Origin of the sequence: Actinomyces johnsonii (assembly GCF_006546835.1) — a bacterium.
GTDB classification, from domain to species: domain Bacteria; phylum Actinomycetota; class Actinomycetes; order Actinomycetales; family Actinomycetaceae; genus Actinomyces; species Actinomyces johnsonii.
Map to the genome: position 1 here is coordinate 26,105 of NZ_VICB01000013.1, position 22,550 is coordinate 48,654.

General features: G+C 66.3%; 21 protein-coding genes and 1 tRNA gene. 12 read left to right on the plus strand and 10 right to left on the minus strand.

Annotated elements, in window-relative coordinates:
* Nucleotides 1-51: 51 nt before the first annotated feature.
* Complete coding sequence (locus FK256_RS08385) at nucleotides 52-891, minus strand: MerR family transcriptional regulator (protein WP_141424442.1); 840 nt, start codon at nucleotides 889-891, stop codon at nucleotides 52-54.
* A 190-nt stretch (nucleotides 892-1,081) separates the two neighbouring features.
* Here FK256_RS08385 and FK256_RS08390 point away from each other — a divergent pair, with 190 nt between their 5' ends.
* The 5 genes from FK256_RS08390 (at nucleotide 1,082) to FK256_RS08410 (ending at nucleotide 4,896) form a co-directional block, all read left to right on the plus strand.
* Nucleotides 1,082-1,834: a hypothetical protein gene (locus FK256_RS08390; protein WP_009233178.1), complete on the plus strand. Its 753-nt coding sequence runs from the start codon at nucleotides 1,082-1,084 to the stop codon at nucleotides 1,832-1,834.
* A 124-nt stretch (nucleotides 1,835-1,958) separates the two neighbouring features.
* Nucleotides 1,959-2,297: an S-adenosylmethionine decarboxylase family protein gene (locus FK256_RS08395; protein ID WP_211343557.1), complete on the plus strand. Its 339-nt coding sequence runs from the start codon at nucleotides 1,959-1,961 to the stop codon at nucleotides 2,295-2,297.
* A gap of 113 nt (nucleotides 2,298-2,410) precedes the next feature.
* On the plus strand, nucleotides 2,411-3,061 hold the full coding sequence (locus FK256_RS08400) for a hypothetical protein (RefSeq protein ID WP_244936291.1): 651 nt from the start codon (nucleotides 2,411-2,413) through the stop codon (nucleotides 3,059-3,061).
* A gap of 52 nt (nucleotides 3,062-3,113) precedes the next feature.
* On the plus strand, nucleotides 3,114-3,359 hold the full coding sequence (locus tag FK256_RS08405; protein ID WP_021605395.1) for a DUF350 domain-containing protein: 246 nt from the start codon (nucleotides 3,114-3,116) through the stop codon (nucleotides 3,357-3,359).
* Nucleotides 3,360-3,369: 10 nt separating this feature from the next.
* Nucleotides 3,370-4,896 (plus strand): polyamine aminopropyltransferase, encoded by a 1,527-nt coding sequence (locus FK256_RS08410; protein WP_141424445.1) that lies wholly within the window; start codon nucleotides 3,370-3,372, stop codon nucleotides 4,894-4,896.
* Between the two features lie 96 nt (nucleotides 4,897-4,992).
* Here FK256_RS08410 and FK256_RS08415 read toward each other — a convergent pair whose 3' ends face one another.
* From FK256_RS08415 to ypfJ, 3 genes are all read right to left on the minus strand, one after another.
* Nucleotides 4,993-5,352: a hypothetical protein gene (locus FK256_RS08415; RefSeq protein WP_141424446.1), complete on the minus strand. Its 360-nt coding sequence runs from the start codon at nucleotides 5,350-5,352 to the stop codon at nucleotides 4,993-4,995.
* Between the two features lie 53 nt (nucleotides 5,353-5,405).
* Nucleotides 5,406-5,915 carry a flavodoxin family protein gene (locus FK256_RS08420; RefSeq protein ID WP_141424447.1) on the minus strand — a complete coding sequence of 170 codons (510 nt, stop codon included), beginning with the start codon at nucleotides 5,913-5,915 and terminating at the stop codon, nucleotides 5,406-5,408.
* 191 nt (nucleotides 5,916-6,106) lie between these two features.
* A complete protein-coding gene (gene ypfJ / locus FK256_RS08425; RefSeq protein WP_141424448.1) occupies nucleotides 6,107-7,012 on the minus strand; it encodes a KPN_02809 family neutral zinc metallopeptidase in 906 nt (301 codons plus the stop codon).
* Nucleotides 7,013-7,169: 157 nt separating this feature from the next.
* Between ypfJ and FK256_RS08430 the strand changes: the two genes are divergently transcribed.
* Nucleotides 7,170-8,234 carry a quinone-dependent dihydroorotate dehydrogenase gene (locus FK256_RS08430; RefSeq protein WP_141424449.1) on the plus strand — a complete coding sequence of 355 codons (1,065 nt, stop codon included), beginning with the start codon at nucleotides 7,170-7,172 and terminating at the stop codon, nucleotides 8,232-8,234.
* Between the two features lie 96 nt (nucleotides 8,235-8,330).
* Here FK256_RS08430 and FK256_RS08435 read toward each other — a convergent pair whose 3' ends face one another.
* Nucleotides 8,331-8,939: a DUF3043 domain-containing protein gene (locus FK256_RS08435; protein WP_021605389.1), complete on the minus strand. Its 609-nt coding sequence runs from the start codon at nucleotides 8,937-8,939 to the stop codon at nucleotides 8,331-8,333.
* Nucleotides 8,940-8,980: 41 nt separating this feature from the next.
* Here FK256_RS08435 and FK256_RS08440 point away from each other — a divergent pair, with 41 nt between their 5' ends.
* On the plus strand, nucleotides 8,981-10,369 hold the full coding sequence (locus FK256_RS08440) for a dipeptidase (RefSeq protein ID WP_141424450.1): 1,389 nt from the start codon (nucleotides 8,981-8,983) through the stop codon (nucleotides 10,367-10,369).
* 40 nt (nucleotides 10,370-10,409) lie between these two features.
* Nucleotides 10,410-11,660: a glycerate kinase gene (locus FK256_RS08445; protein ID WP_141424451.1), complete on the plus strand. Its 1,251-nt coding sequence runs from the start codon at nucleotides 10,410-10,412 to the stop codon at nucleotides 11,658-11,660.
* 66 nt (nucleotides 11,661-11,726) lie between these two features.
* Here the strand turns inward: FK256_RS08445 and FK256_RS08450 are convergent, their stop codons facing one another.
* From FK256_RS08450 to FK256_RS08470, 5 genes are all read right to left on the minus strand, one after another.
* Nucleotides 11,727-12,740: a LacI family DNA-binding transcriptional regulator gene (locus FK256_RS08450; protein WP_009233166.1), complete on the minus strand. Its 1,014-nt coding sequence runs from the start codon at nucleotides 12,738-12,740 to the stop codon at nucleotides 11,727-11,729.
* 198 nt (nucleotides 12,741-12,938) lie between these two features.
* Complete coding sequence (locus FK256_RS08455; RefSeq protein ID WP_141424452.1) at nucleotides 12,939-13,856, minus strand: sugar ABC transporter permease; 918 nt, start codon at nucleotides 13,854-13,856, stop codon at nucleotides 12,939-12,941.
* A gap of 33 nt (nucleotides 13,857-13,889) precedes the next feature.
* Entirely contained in the window at nucleotides 13,890-15,467 is a 1,578-nt protein-coding gene (locus FK256_RS08460; protein ID WP_141424453.1) for an ABC transporter permease subunit, read from the minus strand.
* 100 nt (nucleotides 15,468-15,567) lie between these two features.
* On the minus strand, nucleotides 15,568-16,851 hold the full coding sequence (locus FK256_RS08465) for a sugar ABC transporter substrate-binding protein (RefSeq protein ID WP_141424454.1): 1,284 nt from the start codon (nucleotides 16,849-16,851) through the stop codon (nucleotides 15,568-15,570).
* 112 nt (nucleotides 16,852-16,963) lie between these two features.
* A complete protein-coding gene (locus tag FK256_RS08470; RefSeq protein ID WP_141424455.1) occupies nucleotides 16,964-18,190 on the minus strand; it encodes an alpha-amylase family protein in 1,227 nt (408 codons plus the stop codon).
* A 188-nt stretch (nucleotides 18,191-18,378) separates the two neighbouring features.
* On the opposite strand from FK256_RS08470, the gene FK256_RS08475 reads away from it, so the two are divergent.
* The 4 genes from FK256_RS08475 (at nucleotide 18,379) to FK256_RS08490 (ending at nucleotide 22,544) form a co-directional block, all read left to right on the plus strand.
* Complete coding sequence (locus FK256_RS08475) at nucleotides 18,379-19,698, plus strand: deoxyguanosinetriphosphate triphosphohydrolase (RefSeq protein ID WP_141424456.1); 1,320 nt, start codon at nucleotides 18,379-18,381, stop codon at nucleotides 19,696-19,698.
* 56 nt (nucleotides 19,699-19,754) lie between these two features.
* Nucleotides 19,755-21,770 (plus strand): DNA primase, encoded by a 2,016-nt coding sequence (dnaG, locus tag FK256_RS08480; RefSeq protein WP_141424457.1) that lies wholly within the window; start codon nucleotides 19,755-19,757, stop codon nucleotides 21,768-21,770.
* 108 nt (nucleotides 21,771-21,878) lie between these two features.
* On the plus strand, nucleotides 21,879-22,382 hold the full coding sequence (locus FK256_RS08485; protein ID WP_021605379.1) for a hypothetical protein: 504 nt from the start codon (nucleotides 21,879-21,881) through the stop codon (nucleotides 22,380-22,382).
* 90 nt (nucleotides 22,383-22,472) lie between these two features.
* Nucleotides 22,473-22,544 (plus strand) — tRNA-Asn (locus tag FK256_RS08490).
* The last annotated feature ends 6 nt before the right edge of the window (nucleotides 22,545-22,550 follow it).

Sequence of the window (22,550 nt, forward strand, 5' to 3'; positions counted from 1 at the left end):
GACGCTGCGTCGTACGCAAAGCCGACGCGGCAGCATCTGGGCAAGTGCCGCTTACTCGCTCGGGCGCCATCGATCGATCGCGGTGAGAAACTCCCGTTCCAAGGTCCGGGTGAGTCGTGCGTCGGGGTAGCCGGTAGTGGCGATGAGGCGGAAGAGCGCCTGTACCGCCTCGGTGTCGACGCTGTTCGCCAGGGCCGTAAGGTGCTCAGGTGTCAGCCGAGCCTCCAATCGGGACACCATGTCCCGTGCGCGCTGCTCGATCTGCGCGTCTGACAGCTCGGCCGGATCCTGGGAATAGAGGGCCAGTGACTCGGCGTCGTAGCGAGGATCCGGGTCGACGAAGAGGAACTCTGCCTCCGGCGGCATCTGACCGCGGTAGCAGGCCAGGTCGGTCAGGTCCCGCTCCTTGCGCACAGCGCAACGGGTGGCCTCATCGGGAGCGGCCTGTTCCAGCCGGTCGAAGAATGCCGCCATACGCGGGGACATCGGTGAGACAGTCGAACCAGTTCTGGCTCGCTCCAGCAGACCGGAGAGCATGTCTCTCTGCCTGCTCACCTCAGCCAAGTGATCCTCCACGGCGGCCAGGGCCTCGGCCAGGTCTTCGACAACGGAACCGGCTGCCGAACGCGCACCAGCCGCTCCGGCCGCGGGTGCGTCGTCGATCCGCTCGACGCCGGTCGCCTCGGGCTCGTCGAGGACGCGCCTGATGGTCTCCAACGACACGCCTGCCTGCACCAACCAGCGGATTCGGGAGAGCCGGGCCACATGGCCCAGGTCGTAGTCGCGCCAGCCACCACGTTCACCGGGAACCGGAAGCAGCCCCAGCGAGTGGTAGTAGCGCACCGTACGCACCGTCGTCCCGGTCAACTCGGCGATCTCAGCAACGCGCATGGGGACAGTCTCACACGGTACTTGGATCATGATCCGCTCGGATCCATTTGGTGGGGGTTGACCATGGGGAGTGCGAACCGTTTGCCGGGGCATGCCTACGTTGCTACTGTGCCCGCGTGATGACAGGCGGGTCAGGCTTCAACGATGGCAGTGCTGCACCGTCTTGTCCTGCGCAGACGGGAGGGTCCTGGTGAACGGCACGCGAGCCAACCTGCAGGTCGGCGACATGCTGCAGGGAAGTGCAGGCGCCCTGTCGGTCAGGGGCTGCCTGCTTTTCAAGGAGTGGGATACCGAGGACCGCTGCTTCTACTACTGGGAGGAGTGGCAGCTCATTGGTGGCAGCAACGCCGACACCTGGGTCGAGCTCGACCACGACCCCGGCGAGATCCTCTTCTACGAGCCCGTTCGTCTGCAGGAGACGATTGAGCCGTGGGCCCTGACCGTCGGCCAGAGGCTGCAGCTGACGATCAACGGCGCTCCTCACCAGGCTCTCGTTGAGGAGGTCACCACAGGCACGCTCGAGAACGCCATTGGCTCTCCGGTGTGCCCGCTGAACATCGGCGAGACCATGACCTACGTCGAGCTGCGGTTGACAGACCCGGCCGGTGTGACCAGCCGGCTGACCATCGACAGCCACCGTTTCCGTGACCTCCTGGCCTACCGCAAGACACCCTTGTCCACTGCCCAGCAGAAGCAGCTCTTCGGACGCGTCCTCTACAACAGACGGCCCGTCGGTGGTGAGATGAACCGTAAGGTCATCAGGGGTGCTTTCGTCGGCGCGATCGTCAGCGTTGCGCTGGTCGTCGGGATGTTTTCCTCATGCTCTCCCAACCGTCAGTTCAGTGGCGGCGCCGATTCCACCAGTACCTCGGATACCGGCTCCTCCCGGACCTATCGCCACCGCCCTGTCTACGGAGGCGGCGGAGGCGGCGTCGGAAAATAGCCCCGCATATCCCATGGGCGACGGCATTCCAATCGCGCGTTTCAGAAGCCGGGCAGGCGCAGATGGGGATCTCGCCCCGTTTGTCGGGCACCGTCCATGTTGCTACCGTGCTCGCGTGAGTGCGGTGAGTCTGTGTTCTGTCAGCTACAAGATCAGTGGGGCTGAGCCGCACGCGCTCAATGATCTCCCCACCGTCGAGTCGATTCTCCTCGACGCCGCATGGGAAGCGGGACTGACAGCCGTCTCCACTGCGCACCACCGGTTCGAGCCCCAGGGTCTGAGCGCCGTCATCATTCTGTCCGAGTCGCATATCGCCGCCCACACCTGGCCCGAGTCCGGCACTGGCTACGTGACGCTCACCAGCTGCCGCACGCTGACCCCTGTGCAGATCGAGGCTGTGGGGGAGATGGTGCGTCGGCGCCTGCGAGCCCGGCACGTGATCAGCTCGGGGACCACGCTGTGAGTATCAGAGGTGATTTGAGAGTCGGCGAGACGCTTCGGGGAACTCTGCGAGAAAAGAGTCGCACCTACACCGTGATGGGCAGGATTCTTCTTCAACGGAGGAACCAGGCAAATGTGCGCCGCATCCGTTGCGAGCAATGGCGTCTCCTCGACGACAACGGTAAGGAGCTCTGGCTTGAGATCAATCGTGACGCCAACGAGGTGGTGCTGCACGAGCCGGTTCCTATTCGGCCGACGATCGATCCGCGCACGCTCGAGGTCGGTCAGACCCGGCAGCTGAGAGTTCGTGGCCGGCTGTGCACCGTCGAGGTCGAGGAAGTGCACTGTGCTGAGATCGACCACGAGACCGGGGCCATCAATCATCCGAATGGGGCTCTCACCACGACAACGTGCGCCGAGCTCCGCGTGGTGGATGCAGAGGGCTCACTTTCCAGAATGGTGATCGACGCGCATCGCCTCCAGGGCCGTGAGGTCTACGGCAAAACGCCCCTGTCCTCCTCTCAGCAGTACGAGGTCTTCGGCAGGCCCGTGTACCGGCCGTGGTGGATACCCAGCGTCGTGCGAAGGTTCTGGCGGTGGTTCCTCACGGCGATCTCCGGGGCGAGCGGAAGCTGGTTGACCCATCTATTCTGGTTCGTCCTGCTATTCGTTGTGATGGTGCTTCTCGAGTTGATCGATGACGATGGTTTTATTCCCTCAGGAGGCGGTTCCTTCTTCCGGAACCGCTCGGTCTACGGGGGTGGAGGCGGCGGCGTCGGCAAGTAGCGTGGAACTCGATCACCCAACCCTGTAAACGGTCATATACGAAGGAGAAGACATGTCGCTCATGACCATCGCTCACCAGTCATCGGTCGATCTCAACTGGCAGTCACTGCTCAGCACCATCGTCTACGCGGTGCTCGGAGTCGTCCTGCTCATGGTGTTCGCACTGCTCGTCAACCGCATCTTCCGTCTTGATCTCAGGCGCGAGCTCATCGAAGACCAGAACATCGGCCTGGGGCTCGCCTTCGCCGGTACGGCTATGGCCATCGCCATCATCATCGCAGCCACCATCCTGAGCTGAGCGGCTCGCCATGACCCATGGCCGAATCGGACGACGGGAGAACGTCGCCCTGTTCACCGCGGCCCTGCTCGCCGCGATCGGCGGGCTCATCTATGAGCTCATCCTGGGTACGGCCGCCTCCTACCTCCTGGGTGACTCTGTCCTCAGCTTCAGCCTCGCCACCGGTATCACCCTGTTCGGAATGGGGATCGGCTCGCTGCTGGTCAACCGCTTCCGCGCCGCACCAGCGGTCGTCTTCGGCGTCAGCGAAGTCTTTCTGGGCCTCATCGGCGGCAACTCCGTCCTCCTGCTGTATCTGGCCTTCGGGCGCACCCGTCTGCACTGGGTCGTCTTCGGCAGCATCAGCCTGACCATCGGCATCCTCATCGGCCTGGAGATTCCGCTGCTGGTGCGGACCTTCGCCGCCTTCGGGCGCCGCTCGACCAGCGAACTGCTCGGCAAGGTCATGGCCATCGACTACTTCGGCTCACTGGTCGCCTCCCTGGTCTTCCCCCTGATCCTCCTGCCGCAGCTCGGCCTCATGCGCGGGGCCTACCTCGTGGGGGCGCTCAACGTCCTGGTCGCGGTCCTCGTCCTGCTCCAGGTGCGCACACCTCGCAAGATCCTGTGGGCGGCCACCGCCGCCGTCGTGGCACTGGTCGGCATGTTCGCGGCCGCCAACCGCATCGAGCGCAGCGTGGAGGCGCTGACCTACAACGACCCGGTCGTCTACTACCAGCAGACCGCCTACCAGAAGGTGGTCCTCACCGACTACCGCAACGACCTGCGCATGTACCTCAACGGACAGCTCCAGTTCTCCAGCCTGGACGAGGCCAGGTACCACGAGACCCTGTCCGCCAGCGCCATGACCTCGGTGAAGGATCCTGCGCACATCCTCGTGCTCGGTGGCGGTGACGGTCTGCTGGCGCGGGAGATCCTGCGCTACCCCAGCGTCAAGGACGTCACCATCGTGGATATCGACCCCGGCGTTACCGAGCTGGCGCGAAGCAACCGCCTGCTCAAGGACCTCAACAAGGCATCCCTGTCCGATTCCAGAGTGAGCGTCGTCAACGACGACGCCTTCACCTACGTCCGGGACTCCGGGACAACCTACGACGTCGTTCTCGTCGACCTGGTTGACCCCTCCAATGAGAAGCTCGCCAAGCTCTACTCCACCGAGTTCTACCGGAATGTCGAGGCGCGGCTGGCACCTGAGGGCGTCATGGTCACCCAGGCAACCTCCACGTTCTTCTCACCCCACGCCTTCTCCACAGTGGCCAGCACCGTTGCCACCTCCCAACCGGGTCGGCAGATTCTGCCCTTCTCGACCAACATCCCCTCCTTCGGGGAGTGGGGTTTCGTGCTGTCCACCAAGACGCCGCAGAACCTCATCAGCCAGCCGCTGCCCGAGGGACTGACCTACCAGGACCGGAAGACCCTGGAGTTCATCATGCGAACCAAACCGGCCCGCACCGAGACTATGGAGCCATCTACTCTCCTGCATCCGCGGATCGTCGAGGTCTACAACCGAGACATGCGGCAGTGGCGCTACTACTGAATCACCCGGGAAGAGGCGGCGAAGTCGGTTCGGTCTGAATCGTTCCGGAAGCGACTTCGCCGCTGCGCTGTCACCGCACCGAGGTCGGCCGCTTTCTCATCTCAGGATTCTGATGGTCAGCCAGGCGGCGATCCCGGCGATCATCACACAGCTTATCAGGGACACGATGACCGCCATGCCGAGGATGAACAGATAGAGCATCGACGTCAGCGTTGTCAGCCAGATGAGTGCGACGCGAGCAGCGCGAGGAAGTGCCGTCGCCAGGCATGCCCCGGCGGCGACGATCATCAGCCCGCTGACGGCGAAGCTCATGAAGTCGGGGCTCAGTACATTGACGGACTCGAGCGTTCCTCCCCAGATGATGATGAGGAGGCCGCAGACGGCCAGGCATGCTCCGGCGATGTTTCGTCCGCTCAGTTGTGGCCGGGTCGACTTGTCGTGGTTCGTTGCTGTCATGTTGTTGCTTTCCTTTCGATGATGCGATGCGCAGTTGTCGCCAAGACGTCTGTCTATCTGCCGTTTGCTGAAGCCGCGAGCTCCCGCCCCCAGCTGTGGGCGTCGGTCTTCTCTCCATCGGCCAGTGGACCCTTGCTCGCCGTGACCACGAAGCTCCTGACCGACGACGTCCGCCGACCCTGATGACGCTGCAGCGCCTTGGCGATCGCCTTGGCCGCTGAACCGCTGAGCCATCCCTTGGAGATGACCGTGTCGAAGGCAGCGGCGTCGGTGGATGCCGGGATCGCCGTGGTCGCCAGCCACTCGCCGATCCCGGGGGATGCCTCGCCCGACCCTGCCTGCTCACGGGCTTTGGCCTGTGAGGCCGCAGTCGGCAGGCCCCGGTTGTGTGTGGGGGCTCCCAGCACGAGCAGATCCAGGTCTGCGGGCAGGGCACTCGGAGCCTGGGAGACGTCGACGACCTGGGTGTCGACGCCTCCCTCGATCATCCCAGCGGCGACAGCCTCGGCGATGAGCCGGGTATTGCCGAAATAGGACTCAACAACGATGAGTGCCGTGGCCATGGTCTCCTCCTAAGGGCCGGTACCGGTGATGACGCCGGTGCTGAATGCGTCATGATCACAGCGTCGGGTGTGACGCCACGTCGCACGCAAACGGGGCCCGCCGCTCAGAAGGCGACGGGCCCCGTCAGGCCGCGGAGATCGGTGGAGAGGGGAGACGAGTGAGAGCGACGAACGGCGCCGCCGCGTCTGTCTCAGAGCTGGGAAGCGTCGACGGCGAAGGTGTTGCAGGCCTGGACCGAGCCGGAGTTCATCCCGGTGGTGAACCAGCGAACGCGCTGCTCGGACGAGCCATGGGTCCAGGTATCGGAGTCGATGTGCCCCTTGGCCCGTTCCTGGATGTGGTCGTCACCGACGGCTTCGGCCGCTCCCAGCGCACCGTTGATCTCCTCGCTGCTGGGACGGTTGAGGAAGGGTTTGCCGGTCTCCGGGTCGGGGGTGGAGGAGGCATGGTTGACCCAGATTCCCGCGTAGCAGTCCGCCTGAAGCTCCAGGCGGACCGAGTCCGATGTCGCGCCGCTGCCCGAGCGGTCGGCTTTGGCCATCTGCCCGGTCAGGTGCTGGATATGGTGGCCGAACTCATGGGCCACGATGTACTCCTCCGCCAGGGGCGTGTCCGTGGCCCCCAGCGACTTCTCCATCTCGGAGAAGAAGCTCATGTCCAGGTAGACCGTCTGGTCCCCCGAGCAGTAGAAGGGCCCCACCGCTGAGGAGGCGTTGCCGCAGGCCGAGGAGATCCGGGTGCCGTCCCACAGGACGAACTCGGGCTTGGCGTAGGTGAGCCCCGCCTGGGCGGGCAGCTGGTCCGTCCACACCGCGTCGAGGGACTCGGCGGTGGCCACCATGCGGCACTGGGTGTACTTGTTGGCACTCTCCCCGCTGGTGCACATAGAGGTATCGATCGACGAGGTCGTCGATATCGTCCTCCCAGCCTGCTGCGCCCCCAGCATGGCGGACAGGTCCACCCCCGTGAGCTGGGAGATGAGGACGACGGCGATGACGGTCAGGATCGAGCCGCCGCCGATCATCGCGCCCCGGCCTCCGCCGGAACGGGTCTGGACCCGGTTGGGATCGATCTTGATATCGCGGTTGAAGGACACGGACCACCTCTGAGAACACACCTGTGATGGGGCTCGGACTGCCCCCACGCTACCGTGATACCGCCCCCGGCGCGAAGCAAGGACCACCGGGAGCGAGACCGCCCGGACTGAGCGCGGCTGCGGGGTCGTATTAGCTGCGCCGGGGTAGCCTGGCACCGTGCTCTACGACCTGCTGTACAAGACCGTCCTGACCCGTATCGACCCCGAGCTGATCCACGATGTGTGCATGGACGCGATCGAGGTGACCGGCAAGGTTCCCCTCGTCAGGGACGTGGTGCGCCAGATGTGGGGGCGCCGACCGGCGTTCCCCGTGCCCTCCGCCAACCAGGGCGGTCCCTTCGCCCGCCCCGTCCCAGGCGTCCTGGGTCTCGCGGCCGGAATGGACAAGGAGGGGCAGGCCATCGAGGGCCTGGACATGCTCGGCTTCGGCTTCATCGAGGTCGGCACCTTCACCGCCCGTGCTCAAGGCGGCAACGACAAGCCCCGCATGTGGCGCTACCCCCAGATGCGGGCCGTGCGCAACCGCATGGGCTTCAACAACTCCGGTGCCGACGAAGCCGCCAGGCGGCTGCGCGCCCTGCGCCGCACACCGCGGGGGCGTTCCATCGTCGTCGGCGCGAATATCGGCAAGACCAAGGTGACACCCCTTGAAGACGCGGTTGAGGACTACCGCTACTCGGCCGCCGCGGTTGCCCGCTGGGTCGACTACCTCGTCGTCAACGTCTCCAGTCCCAACACCCCCGGGCTGCGCAGCCTGCAGAGCGTCGAGACGCTGCGCCCGATCCTGGAGGCGGTGCGCGAGGCCGCAGACCGCGCGGCGAGACGCCACGTCCCGCTCCTGGTCAAGATCGCCCCGGACCTTGCCGATGAGGATCTCGACGCCGTCGCCGACCTGGTCCTGGATCTGGAGCTGGATGGAGTCGTGGCCACCAACACCACCATCGACCACGACCTGGGGGAGGGCGGTCTGTCCGGTGCGCCGCTCCTGCCCCGCTCCCTGGAGGTCGTGCGCCGCCTGCGCGGCAGGCTGGGGGAGGGCCCCATCATCATCGGCGTCGGCGGCATCTCCTCCATCATGGACGCCGAGCTCATGCTCGACGCCGGAGCGGACCTGCTCCAGGCCTACACGGCCTTCATCTACAACGGGCCGGCCTGGCCGGGGCGGATCAACCGGGCCCTGGCCACCGTCCCGGCCGGATCCGCGGGCCGCGCATGGCGCTGACCCCCGTTTCCCTTCAGACGGGGCGCTTTTCCGTGGAGGACCACCAGTTGCTCGGGCCCATGAGGCGCCCCGCCGGGCGGAACTGGTCGGAAAAGGTCAGGACGGGTACTGGCCCCGCTTGACCAGGGCGGCCGGACGGCGCCAGCGCCGCAGCATGAAGCAACGCGACATGATGTAGAAGAAGATCGTCCCCTCGTCCTTGACCCGTTCGTTCCCGAACTTCTTGACGAGGCGCTGGCGCAACCGGTGCCAGCACCAGGCGGCGTCGGCAATCGCCAGCAGCAGGTAGCCGTTCATCGTCAGCACGGCGTAGAAGCTGACTAGCGGGTACTGGGGCAGGATACGGCTGAACCCGAAGGAGAAAATGAGCAAGACGAAGACGAGAGGCATGAAGAACTCGCCCAGGTTGAAGCGCGCATCGACGTAGTCGCGGATGTAGCGCTTGACCGGCCCTTTCTCCCGGGATGGAAGGTACTTCTCCTCACCGGTCACCATCGCCTCGTTCTGCCGCTTCCAGGCCTCGTCACGGGCCGCCCGCGCCTCCCGCTTGGCGGCCTGACGGTCTTTGGGAACCACGGGGTGCAGATTCTTGGCCTGCTGGTCCTTGCGCCTGGGAGTGGGGCGCCCTTTGCCAACGGGCTTGGGGCTGGGCTCGGCTGCAGGCTCCGGTTCGGGGGTCTGGCTGCGCTTCTTGAACAGGCTCACGGTGCACAGACTAGCGGCAGCGGCGCGATACCCTGAAAACCATGATCACCGTTGATGCCGTGCGCACCGCCGTGCACACCTCCATGCCCGCCATCGTCTCCGACCTGACAGACCTGGTCGCGATCCCCTCGGTCTCAGCCTCCAGTCACGACCAAGCCCAGGTCCGGCGCTCCGCCGAGGCCGTTGCCGCGCTCCTGCGCGACAGCGGCCTGGATGCCGAGATCCTCTCCGTGCCCGCTCCGGACGGCACCCCGGGGAGGCCCGCCGTCCTCGCCCACAAGGAGGGACCCCAGGGCAGTCCGCACGTCCTTCTCTACTCCCACCACGACGTCCAGCCCGTCGGCGACCCGGCCAGCTGGGACCAGGCTGACCCCTTCACCGCCGAGCGGCGCGGCGAGCGGCTCTTCGGTCGCGGCACCTCCGATGATAAGGCCGGCGTCATCACCCACGCCCACGCCCTGCGCACCCTGGCGTCCCTGGCTGCCGGTGAGCTGCCCTGCTCGGTGACTGTCTTCGTCGAGGGAGAGGAGGAGGTCGGCAGCCCCTCATTCGAGAACTTCCTGAGGACCTATCGAGACCGGCTCGCTTCCGATGTCATCGTCGTGGCCGATTCCTCCAACTGGAAGGTCGGTACCCCCTCCCTGACGACCTCGCTGCGCGGCGTCGTCCAGGTCGACGTCCGCCTCGACATGCTCGACCACGCGCTTCACTCCGGCCAGTACGGCGGTCCCGTCCTAGACGCCGCCACCGCCATGTGCCGCCTGATCGCCTCCTGCCACGACGCGTCCGGCGATGTCACCATCTGCGGGCTCATCAGCCGGTCCCAGGCCGACGCCGACTTCCCGGACTACCCGGAGGTCGACTTCCGTGCGGACGCCGGGGTCCTCGACGGCGTCGAGCTCGCCGGTACCGGCGACCTCACCGCGAGGCTGTGGACTAAGCCTTCCCTGACCCTTATCGGTATGGATATCACTCCTTTGGACCTGGCCGGTAACGTCCTGGCCCCCTCGTGCACCGCCCGCCTCTCGCTGCGAATCGCCCCCGGGCAGGATCCCGCCGAGGCTCAGGAGGCGCTGGCCGCCCACCTGGAGAAGCACGTGCCCTTCGGCGGCCGGCTGACCGTCAGCGGCCGTGAGGCCGGTCCCGCCTTCGACGGCTCCGAGGTCACTCCCGCCTCCGAAGCGGCCCATTGGGCGCTGTCCACCGCCTGGGACACCGAGGCCGTCAACATCGGCCAGGGCGGTTCCATCCCCTTCATCGCCACTCTGAAGGAGACCTTCCCCGACGCCCAGGTGCTCGTCACCGGGATCGAGGACCCCGACACCCGCGCTCACAGCGAGAACGAGTCCATGCACCTGGGCGAGCTGGAGCGCATCGTGGTCGCCGAGGCGCTCCTCCTGGCCCGCCTCAGTGGCGCCATCTCCTCGTGACGAGCCCCGTCCGCAGCGCTCACGGCCCGATGGTCACGGCATGAGGGTCCTGCTCGCTCCCGGCGGCCTGTGGCCCGAACCCGCCGGAGTGCCCTTGGTCGGATCGGCAGGCGGCCTGCCGGCCGGATGCGTCGCCGGCTGCCTGGCGCGCGGCTGGCGCTCGTCCCGGCCGGACGATGTTCTGACTCTTCTGCCCATGGTCGACGGCGGCCCGGGTTCGGCCCAGGCGATCTGCCCGGAGCGGATCGCCTCCCGCGAGGCCATTCAGGGGCGTGGGCCGCTCGGACAAGTCCGGGAGGTCGACCTGGTGCGGTTGGTTCCCGGTCCTCAGCGAGCGGGGAGCCGGCGCCCCGGCGAAGGCAGAACCTGGTTCCTTGACGCCGCCCGGCTCCTGGCGCTTCCGGCCGATCCCGACGAGGGAGCCCAGGAGGCCCTTCAGGGCAGCACATACGGCCTGGGACAGGCCATCGGCGCCGCCCTGAGCCGCACGCACTCCTCCGACACGCTCCTGGTCGGCTTGTCACGCTCGGCCGTCCACGACGGCGGGGCCGGAGCACTCGATGCTCTCGGCGGCGCCGCTGCGGCCATGGACCTTCTGGCCGGCCGCAGCCTCGGGCTGGTTCTGGCCGACGACATCGCCCTGGGGGGTATGAACGGCGCCGGGGCGGCACTGGCCGACGTGACCTCCTTGGGCCCCCCGCAGGCCCAGGAGCTGGATCGCCGTGCCTGCGCCGCGGCCACGGAAGTCGTCAATACCACCGGCACCATCCGGAAAAGCTCCTCCGGCGGGAGGAGAACGCTCCCCGTCGTCTCCGCGCTCGACGGCGCACAGATGTCGTCGGCCTCCGCCGCCGCGGATTCCGGAGGGATGGGCCGGCTGAGCACCTCCGTCTGGGGGACGGGGGCGGCTGGGGGCGGCGCGATGGCGCTGCGGGCCCTGGGCGCGTGGGCGAGGCCCGGCGCCCGCGTTATGGCGGAGATCCTCGGCCTTCCCGATGCGGTCCTCGGCCAGGACCTCGTGGTCACGGCGTCCGGTGAGCTCTACGACGTTCTGGCCGACAGCATCGTCGGCGTCGTCGGGCAGCACGCCGCCTCGCAGGCACTGCCCTGTGCCCTGGTGTGCGGGCGCTGCGCTACTACTCGCGGCGAGCTGGCCAGTGCCGGTATCTCCACCTCCTACAGCGTGCAAGAGCCCCACTCCGTCGAGTCCTGGGACGCCGGCAGTCCCGATGCGCTGAAGGCGCGGCTGACGAACCTGGGGGCGCGACTGGCCCGAACCTGGTCGCGCTGAATCGGGGAACTCCGCCGCCTTTCTGCCGGGGAGCCCCACTGCGGGAGGAGAAGAGGAGAAGAAGGATCAGTCGATCGGGGCCGCCGCGGTCGAGTCCCGCACGATGAGGTCGGGGGCGAACAGCATCTCGGTGTCGCTCGGCCGTTCCCCCCCGAGCTGGGCGAGCAGCGTCGACACTGCTGCCCGGCAGATGGCGTCCACGGGCTGACGCACCGTGGTCAGCGGCGGGTCGGTCATGGGGATGAGCGGCGAGTCGTCGTAGCCGATGACAGAGACATCGTGAGGCACGGACCTGCCGGTCTGACGCGCCCCCTGGACCACGCCGAGAGCCATAACGTCTGAGGAGCACACGATGCCCGTGCAGCCCTGCTCCAGCAGGTGCAGTGCAGCGCTAACGCCCCCTTCGTAGGTGTAGAGCGTCTCCACCATTCGCAACAGCTCGCCGGGCAGCCCCTCGGTCATGGCGTCCTCATAGCCGGAACGCTTGCGCTGAGCCGGCACCATACGCATCGGTCCCATGGCGAGTCCAATACGTTGATGACCCAGGGCAATGAGGTGGTCCACCGCCATCCGGGTCGCCCGGCGGTCATCAGTGGCGAAGCCCGGGGCCTTGATGGTTGGCGCGTTGCCGTTGATCGTGACCAGGGGCACGCCGCGCTCGCGCAAACGCTGATAACGGGTGACGTCGCCGGTGGTGTCCGCGTGACGTCCGGAGACGAAGATGATTCCCGCGACGCCGCGGTCCACCAGCATCTCGACGTACTCGTCCTCGCTGATGCCCCCGGGGGTTTGGGTACACAGCAGGGGGGTGTGCCCAGAGGGGGCCAGGAGCTGCTCGATCTGTTGGGCGAACAGGGGAAAAATCGGGTTGCTCAGTTCCGGCACGATCAGTCCCATGAGGCCCCGGGAGGTTTGGTGCACGGACTCGGGTCGTTCATAGCCCAGGATGTCGAGTGCTGCGAGCACCTGCCGCCGAGTCGAATCGGCCACGTTGGACTTTCCGTTGAGCACGCGCGAGACGGTGGCGGTGGAGACACCCGCCTGGTCGGCGATGTCAGTGAGGGTGAGTCTCTGTGGCATAAGTGAATCCTACGAGAATCAATGAAGGTCGAGGAGCCGCTTCGCGCGAACTGACGGTGGCTCGTCGTCCGGCTCCCCACCCGCAATCATCGCAGATCAGGGCACATTTGCGTGAATCCGGGGCGTGCGATCGGGTATCGCACGCCCCGGAGCCGCAGCCGCTGGATCGGGCCGGGCGGAGGTTCCCACAAGCCGCGATCAGCCCTTGACCGCCCCTGAGATCGAGCCGCCGACGATATAGCGCTGCAGGTACTGGAACAGGGCGATCACCGGGGCCATGGTGAGAACTGCGCCGGCGGCGAAGATGCCCAGGTTGTTGGAGCGGTCACCGGTGAGCATGCCATAGAGCCCCACAGCCAGAGTCTTCTGGGAGTTATCGGTCAGGATGATAGACCCCAGAAGGAACTCGCTGATGACAGCCACGAAGGCCAGCAGGAAGGTCGTGGCGATGATCGGCTTGAGCGTCGGCAGCAGGATGATCCTGAAGACCTGCCAGTGCGTGCAACCGTCGATGATGGCCGCCTCATCGAGTTCTCGGGGGATCGTGTCGAAGGTTCCCTTGATGAGCCACACCTGCCCCAGGGCCCCGCCCATGAGAGCCAGGCTGTAACCGGCCAGGGTGTTGAGGCCGAAGGCGGGCACCACCTGGCCGATCTGCGAGATCATGGTGTAGATGGCGATCATGGACAGGATCGCGGGGAACATCATGATCAGGAGCAGGGCCAGCAGACCGCCGCGGCGCCCCGTGAAGCGGAAGCGGGAGAAGGCGTAGGCGCCCAGCAGCGATAGGAAGACCTGGGCGGTGGCCACCACTGCGCAGATAACGATCGTGTTGAGGTACCAGCGCAGGAAGGGGCCGCGTGCCCCCGATAGCAGGTTCTGGTAGTTGACCAGACTCACCTTGGTGGGGATGAGGCCGGTGGAGGCTACTGTCCCCAGCGGGTTGAGGGAAGCGGAAATGACGTAGAGGACGGGGAAGGCGGCGAAGACCAGCGCGACGACGCCGACGACGTGCCTCCAGCCGATCTCGCGGAACCAGCGCGAGAAGGACATGTGGTTCTCAGCGGCAGGAGCCGCCTCGGAGCTGTTGGACGCGGATTTGGATGCGGTGCTCATGGTGATCCTCTGTTCTCTCCACAATCGGCTGGGTCAGTTGACGTCTTCGAGCTTCTTGGTTGCTCGGAATTGCAGGGCGGCCAGGACGCCGGTGACGGCGAATAGGATGACCGAGACGGCCGAGGCGAATCCGAAGTCCGAGCCGGAACGGCCGAAGGCGATCCGGTAGATCATGGAGATGAGAATGTCGGTGCCGCCGCGCGTGTACTCTCCGGCCGGGAAGGGACCGCCCTCGGTCAGCAGCTGAATGGCGTTGAAGTTGTTGAAGTTGAAGGCGAAGGTGCTCACCAGCAGAGGAGCGACGGCGACGAGCAGCAGCGGGGTGATGATGCGCCACGTCGCCTGCAGCCCGCTTGCCCCGTCCATCTTTGCGGCCTCCTTGACATCCCCCGAGATGGATTGCAGGGCCCCGGTGCACACGATGAACATGTAGGGGAAGCCCATCCAGGTGTTCGTCAGTAGGACGGCGATCTTTGCCATGGTCGGGTCGGACAGCCACGGGATATGGAGGTGGAGCAACTGATTGATAAGGCCGAAGTCCTGGTTGTAGAAGTTCGACCACACGAGCAGCGAGATGAAGCCGGGCACGGCGTAGGGCAGCAGGAGGAAGGAGCGGTAGAGCTTCTTACCCTTGATCCGGTCGTCATTGAGCGTCAGGGCCAGGAAGAAACCGAGGCCGAATGTGAGCAGTACCGAGCCGAAGGCGAACACTATGGTCCAGGTGAATGCCTTGAGGAACTGGGATGCCAGATTTCCCTGGGTGAAGAGCCGGGAGTAGTTGGCCAGGCCGACATTCTGCATCCAGGATTGAGCCAGTTTATCGCCCTTGGCGTTGACGAAGTGCTCGGACAGACCTACCTTCTTGACGGAGTAGACATCCCCGGTGCCGGTGTTGGTGATGGTATCGGAGGACTTGTCATACACCATTCGCTTCGTTCCCTCGAAGGCGGTGCGCACGCCCTGGACCTTGACCGTCGTCTTGTCCGAGAAGGGTACCGACATGGAGGTGATGTCCTCGTAGGCGGTGTTGATCTGCTTGGGAGTCAGGATCGTGTATCCGTCCGCCTTGGTGACTACGCCGTTGTCGATGGTGACGGTGGAGGAATCGATCTTCTCCATCTTCTTCCCATCGCTTCCGCGCATGACCTCCTTGGTCTGCGGGTTGACCAGGAACAACGAGAAGGGCCCTTGGGTGACGTCACCGTCGGTGGCGACTGACAGGCCGTAGGTGGGGGAGTCCTCCGTGCGAACCATGGAGTTGTTGGTGATGGCGGTGATCGCCTCCTCCTTGGTTCCCCGGTATCCGTCCCCGAAATTGGTGAAGGAGGTCTGGACGGTCAGAACGATCGGGACGATGAGGAAGACGGTCAGGAAGAACGTGCCCGGGAAGAGGTATTTGGCCGGTACGAACCTTTTGGTCGAGTACAGAAGGAACATGGCTGCCGTGGCGAGGGCGACGATTCCCAGCCACATCCACATTCGGTAGGCGATGAGGAGCGGGACGAGGTAGATCGCGGCGACCAGTGTAAGGGAGAGGACCGCGATGCGTCCGATGACGCCTCTGATGGTCGTGGTCTTGTCCCGTGGGATCGTTGTGGACGCGGACGTCATTATCTGCAGGTCCTTTCCAGAAGTGGGAAAGCAATTAAGAAGAACTGTGGGATCGAATTAGGTGCGTGCAGTTGAGCGCATGGGGCCGGGACCGGGCGGATCAACCGTCGATCGACGCCCGGATGGTCTCGCCGACCCCCGCCATGGTGCTGGCGGGGTCAGCGCCTGCGACGATGTTGGCCTGGGCCCGCCCGAACGGCTCCCACACGGAGGACATGGCCGGGATCGCGGGCATGGGGTCCGCCTGGGCGGACATGTCGGCGAAGGTGACCATGTCCGGCTGCTCCGCCCTGAGCTTCTCGGCCAGGTCCTTCTGAGCCGGTGGGAGCTCATTGGAGGGGAACATCGAAGCCGCAAAGGTCATGTCCTTGGCGGCATCGGCCACGAAGGTCTCGGCGAAGGCCTTGTTCTTTCCGTTGGAGGCGACGTAGAAGCAGTTGACGCCGGCGAAGGGGCGGGCCTGGCTGCCCTCGATGTCCCCGAAACCCGGGATCCTGGTGAGCTGGTAGTCGATGCCGGCCTTCTTGATGTCCGCCAGGGCCCACGGCCCGGAGATGAGGTAGGGCGCCTTGGCGTCGGTGAACAGGGAGATGTGGTTGGCGGCAGTGACCGACTTCCTTAGAACCCCCTGCTTGCCGAGCTGTCCGATCTTCTCAGCGGCCCTTATCGAGCCCTCCTTGCCGATACCCAGGTCCTTGGAGTTGTAGGAGCCGTCAGGATTCTTGCCGAAGAGGTAGCCTCCGGCGGCGGTGTAGATGGGCTCCATGTTGTAGGCATCGCCCTTCTCATCGACTGCCTGAGAGAGAATGAGCTCGGTACCGGCGGCCGTGCCGGCCTCGACCATCTCCTCGATGGTGGCCGGCTCGGTGACCTGGGTCAGGGCCTTGTTGACGAACAGCCCCAGGCACTCGACGGCGTAAGGAGTGGCGTAGATCTGGCCGTCGTAGGTGACCGCCTTGAGGGCGATGTCGGAGTAGTTGGCCTCGGCCTCGGGGCTCAGGACGACTGGCCGGATCGCGCTGTTCTGCACCAGGTTGCCGATCCAGTCGTGGGCGCCCATCACGATGTCGGGGCCGTTGCCCGCCTGGTTGGCCGTGATGAAGGCGGGCTGCAGATCATTGGCGACGATCTGGACGGCCACTGTGATGCCCTGCTCCTGTCCCCAGCTCTTGGCGATCTCCTTGAGCGAGTCGGCCTTCTTCTGGTCGGCCCAGATGACCAGGTCGGCATTGGTATCACCTCCGGAAGAGCCGGAGGCCTGCTGATTGGCTCCTCCGGAGGCGGCAGCGCCGGCGGCCTTCTGGGAGCTGGAACAAGCTGCAACGGTTGAAACAGTGGCGGCGACGGTGGCCATCGTCAGGAAGGACCGGCGGGTGGGTGCCACAGGGATTCTCCTTCGAATCGGATCCGGAGCGAGGAGTTCCTCGCCTGGCACCACAATTTAACTGGTTAATGCAATGATTGCAATAGATGAATAGAATTTGCAACTGAGTGTTCTAGGCCACAGTCGCGGCTTCCAGCCAGGTCGTCGTCGTCGGAGGAACGAATAGTCGTCCCTGGTCCTGCCGCAAGGACTGGGACGACAGCAGCACCTTGGCCTCGGCCGGCAGGACAACCGGGGAGTCCGAGGTGTTGACGACCACCAGTACGCCGCGTATCAGGAAAGCCAGGGCCCGCGGCGGGCACCACTCCAGTCCGGTGACGAAGGCCAGGGGTGCGCAGGCAAGGTTGTACTTGTCGCGCACGTGGGCCGCATGCCGCACGGTCGCGGCGGGGGACCCGAACTGCGAGGACTGCGCCTGAGCATGCTCTGCCACCATCTCGGCCAGATCCAGGGGAGCGGTCGGCTTGTCGGCGTCGGACAGGGCGATCTCGTCGCCCTGGCGCAGGTAGAGCGATCCGGGCAGGGCCAGCATCATGGCCTGCAGCGCCAGTGCCCGGAGCATCCGTTCGTCATGGGCGACGGAGTACCAGCGCTGACCGTCCCCGGGGTCCAAATGCTCGGACAGGATGTGAGGGGGCAGGAAGCGCCAGGTGGGCGGAGCGCCGAAGCGGTCGTGCTCATCGAGGGATCGGGTCAGGTGGGAGGTGATCGACTCGGCGTCCCAGCGTGTGAGGGTCAGGCAGTCGTCACGTAGATGGTGGATCCAGTCGTCCTGGAGGTGGTGGCGCAGTGAGTCCGGGTAGTCGGCGGTCACGTCGGCGCCGACGATGCCGTCCTCCACGTACTCGGCCAGCTGGCCGTGCAGCATGGCGAAGTAGGCGCTCAGACGGTCCAGCCGCGTCTCGCGGGTGACCTGGGGTGGGACGATCGTGCCCAGGTCGATTCCGGCCGCCCCCGCCTGCAGGTAGGCCTCCGAGCGGCGCAGCAGGTCATCGCCATCGCCCTCCAGCCCTGTGACGAAGCCGGTGGTCTGTTTGGCGTAGGGGCCGGTGATCGGCCCGAGTGCGCCGGAGATACGCACGATGGTGCGCAGTCCCTGGGTGCGTGCGTTGTCGATGAACCCGCGGATCGAGTCCATCTCGGAGCTGACGTCGAGCAGGCTCGGACGAATGAGCACCGCGTCCATTCCCAGATTGAGTGCGTGGTCAATAATGGGGCCTGTTCGTCTCAGATCGGCGGCTCCCAGGGCCGGTGAGGGGATCTCGTAGACCAGGGCGTGGCGCCACCATTCCTCCGGACCGTCGTAGGGTCGGTGAACGAGAGTGGTGGTCGTGGTCACAGCGAGTATCTCCCTTCCGCTGGGCTCGCGCCCAGGAGTGACACTCCTAAGAGTGCTTCGTCGGTGTCTCGAGGGTGCGCGGCGACCACGCGCTGTGGAGATCGGTTGCCGTTGCTCCCTTGAGACGGTGTCGGAGGTGTCGGAATGGTGACGACTATCGTAACCCGCTTCTGCGCTACCTTGTGACCATGTCAGTGCAGAAATCTGAGTCCGAGTCTGTGCGTATCGACGGAAACGGTAGTTTTGGCCCAGCCGGATACCGATCCGAGGACGCTGAGCGCTTTGTTCACGAGCAGGCGAAGAATCCTCAACGCACACCTTTCGAGCGCGATCGGGCTCGAGTTCTGCACTCCTCCGCGCTGCGGCGCCTCGGCGCCAAGACCCAGGTCCTGGGGCCGTCCGCTGACGATTTCGTACGAACCCGGCTCACCCACTCCCTCGAGGTGGCACAGGTGGGGCGTGCCCTCGGCCAGGCGCTGGGATGTGATCCCGACGTTGTCGACGCAGCCTGTCTCTCCCACGATCTGGGGCATCCGCCTTACGGGCACAACGGCGAAAAAGCGCTCGACGTCGTCGCCCGCCAAATAGGGGGGTTCGAGGGCAACGCCCAGACCTTCCGGATCCTCACCCGTCTGGAGCCCAAGACCCTCGATGACGCCGGACGGCCGGTGGGCGTCAACCTCACCCGCGCCAGCCTCGACGCCGTCGCGAAGTACCCCTGGTTCAAGGGTGGGGGACCGGGCGGTCCGAGCGGACGCAGCGCGCGCAAGTACTCCGCCTACGACGACGACGCTGACATCTTCGCCTGGATGCGCCAGGGGGCTCCGGAGGGCAGGCGCTGCATCGAGGCCCAGATTATGGACCTGTCTGATGATGTCGGCTACTCCGTCCACGATGTCGAGGACGCGATCGCCCTGGGACGCATGGACCCGGCCTGCCTGACCGACCCGAACGAGGTCGATGAGCTGCTCGAGGCCACGCGGGCCTGGTACGGCACCGACCTGAGCGCCGCCGCCCTCGGAGCGGCTTTCGAGAGGCTGTCCGGCCAGCCCTACTGGATCCGTTCTTACAACGGCTCAGTGGCCGGCGCCGCACACCTGAAGAACCTCACCAGCGAGATCATCGGCCGCTTCGTCTCAGCGGTCGCCACCGCGACCCGCGGGGCCTACGGCGATGGACCCCTGACCCGGTACGGGGCCGAACTCGTCATCCCCGAGGAGACGGCCGCCGAGATCCTCCTCCTCAAGGGAATCGCCGTTCGCTACGTCATGGAGCCCCGAGAGCACGAACCGGTCTACCTGCGCCAGCGCACTCTCATCTTCGATCTGGCCGACGTCCTCATGACCGGCGACGGCGGGGCGATCGACCCCGTCCTGGCCGACGCCTGGCACCGGGCCGAGAACGACGACGAGCGCCTGCGAGTGGTCGTCGACCAGATCGCCTCCCTGACGGACACGTCTGCGCGCGCCTGGCACGCCCGGCTGTGCGGCATGTTCTCCGAGGTGTAGCGGTGCAGCGCTAAGCGCCTGCGCAGGATGTCGGCGGTCTCGCCTACGATGGACCTGTGGCGGGACTGATCAGGCGCGAGGACATCGAGGCGGTGCGCGAGCGCGCCCGGATCGAGGACGTCGTCGGCGAGCACGTGACCCTCAAGAGTGCCGGTGTCGGCTCCCTCAAGGGGCTGTGCCCCTTCCACGACGAGCGCACCCCCTCCTTCCACGTCCGCCCCCAGCTTGGGTACTGGCACTGCTTCGGCTGCGGTGAGGGCGGGGACGTCATTGCCTTCATCGAGAAGATCAACCACCTCGGTTTCGCCGAGGCCGTCGAGTACCTGGCGGACCGCACCGGCGTCCAGCTGCGCTACGAGGAGGGCGGAGCCGTCAGACGCGGCGTGGAGCCGGGAACCCGTCAGCGCCTCATGGATGCCAACCGCCTGGCCGAGGCCTGGTTCCGCGAGCAGCTCGCCACCCCGGAGGCCCAGACGGGTCGCGACTTCTTGACCGCCCGGGGCTTCGATCGCCACGCCGCCGCGCACTTCGCCGTCGGCTATGCTCCGGCCGGCTGGGACAATCTTGCCCGCTACCTGCGCGGCGCCGGCTACACCGAGGCCGAGCTGGTCGACTCCGGACTGTGCAGTCGGGGCGGACAGGACGGGCGCCGCGTCTACGACCGCTTCAGGGGCCGCCTCATCTGGCCCATCCGGGACGTCACCGGGGCGACCGTCGGCTTCGGGGCTCGCAAGCTCTCCGAGGACGACCAGGGTCCCAAGTACCTCAACACCCCCGAGACCCCCGTCTTCCACAAGAGCCAGGTCCTCTACGGGCTGGACCTGGCCAAACGGGAAGTGGCCCGTTCCCACCGCATCGTCGTCGTCGAGGGCTACACCGACGTCATGGCTGCCCACCTGTCCGGGGTGACGACGGCCGTTGCCACGTGCGGAACCGCCTTCGGCGCCGACCACGTGCGAGTCGTGCGCCGCCTCCTGGGCGATATCGACGACCCCGCGGCGGGCGTCGTCACCGGCCAGGGGCGCGAGGCTCGCGGAGGCGAGGTCATCTTCACCTTCGACGGAGACGCCGCCGGTCAAAAGGCCGCCCTGCGCGCCTACGCCGAGGACCAGCGCTTCGCCACCCAGACCTTCGTGGCCGTCGACCCGAGCGGACTGGATCCCTGCGACCTGCGCATGAAGGAGGGCGACCAGGGCATTCCACGCCTGCTGTCCAGGCGAGTGCCGCTGTTCGAGTTCGTCATCCGCACCTCCCTGTCCCACCTGGACCTGGACACGTCCGAGGGCCGGGTTCGGGGACTGCGCTCGGCGGCGCCGGTCGTAGCCGGAATCCGCGACCGGGCGCTCAAACGCGAGTACACCCGCAGACTCGCCGGATGGCTGGGACTGCCCGACGCAGAGGTCAACGGCGCGGTTCAGACCGCCCAACGTCAAGGCAACCGGATTTCCGCGGAGCGCGGCGGTCAGTGGCCCGCAGATGAAACGGCGGGCCCCGACGCCGCCGCCCCGGTGCGCGGCCTGCCGCCGGTGACCGACCCCGTGGAGCAGCTCGAGCGCGAGGCCCTGGCGGTCATCGTCCAGTTCCCGGTGGCCGCTCACCGGGCCGGTGCCGACGAGCTGGGTGCCGATTCCTTCGGCCAGCTCATCCACCGTGCCGTCTACGAGGCCGTCGCCGCCGCCGGAGGCACAGGAGAAGTGCCCGGGCTCGTACAACAGGCGGTGGCCGCTGGAATGGGGGAGCAGGAGGCGCAGCGCCGGGCCACATTGCGCTGGCTCCAGCAGGTGCGTGACGGCGCCATCGGCCTGGTCGAGGCGGCCATCACCGAGCTCGCCGTGGCCCCTCTGCCACTGCCGACGATTCGGGGACGCGGCACAGAGGTGGACGCCTCGGGACTGGATCGCTACGCCAGAGGCGTGCTCAGCTCCCTGACCGTCATGGGAATCAACCGCCGGCTCGTCGAAATGCGCTCGCGGCACCGGCGGATGTCCCCGCAGGACGAGGGCTACCGCGACTTGTTCTCGCAGATCGCCGCCCTCGAACAGCGCCGTATGCAGATTCGGCAGGGAGCCTGAATACTGTCGTCCGCCCGAGCAGGCAGTGCGGGTAGCCTGGCGGCTATGCCGATCCTGCGACGTCGACAAGGCTCTTCCTCCCGATCCGCTAGAACGCTGCCTCTCGAGATGCGTGAGCAGCTGCACGACCCTGTTCTGGGGGCCGTTCCTCTGGATGAGGACGGCTCCGCGTGGGCGGCGGCGACGGCTGAGGCCCTCGTCGTCTTCAGCGGCCGCAGCCGGCCCGAGCACTTCGCCTGGAATGAGGTGGAGCGCGGGTCCTGGGATGCCGACGAGCGGACCTTCACCCTGAGCTGGACGGACCTGGAGCGTGATGAGCTCGTCCTGGAGGTGCCGGCGGGCGTCCGCAACGGTGATACCTACGCTCCCACTGATGTCGCTCCCTTCGCCAAGGCCCTGCGCCAGCGCGTCGAGGCCGCCATCGTCCACAGCGCGGTGACGACGCTTCCTGGTGGCGCGACTGCCACAGCCAGTGTGCGCCGCGGTGCGGACGGACATCTGTACTCCGTGACTCGACCGATGGCGTCTCAGGTCACAGACGAGGAGGATGGCGAGGCGCTTCAGAACCTGGAGAACCGCGTCCGAGAGGGTGTGGGGCTGCCCACACGCTAGGATGTTCTTGCAATTGCAGCGTTTTCGGCAATTCGCCCGATTCGACGTCGTCGTGGGATGTTGCTAGAGTTCACTGCGCGCCAGGCGCATTCCTGCGTAGCTCAATGGCAGAGCATCCGACTGTTAATCGGACGGTTGCTGGTTCGAGTCCAGCCGCAGGAGCCCCTG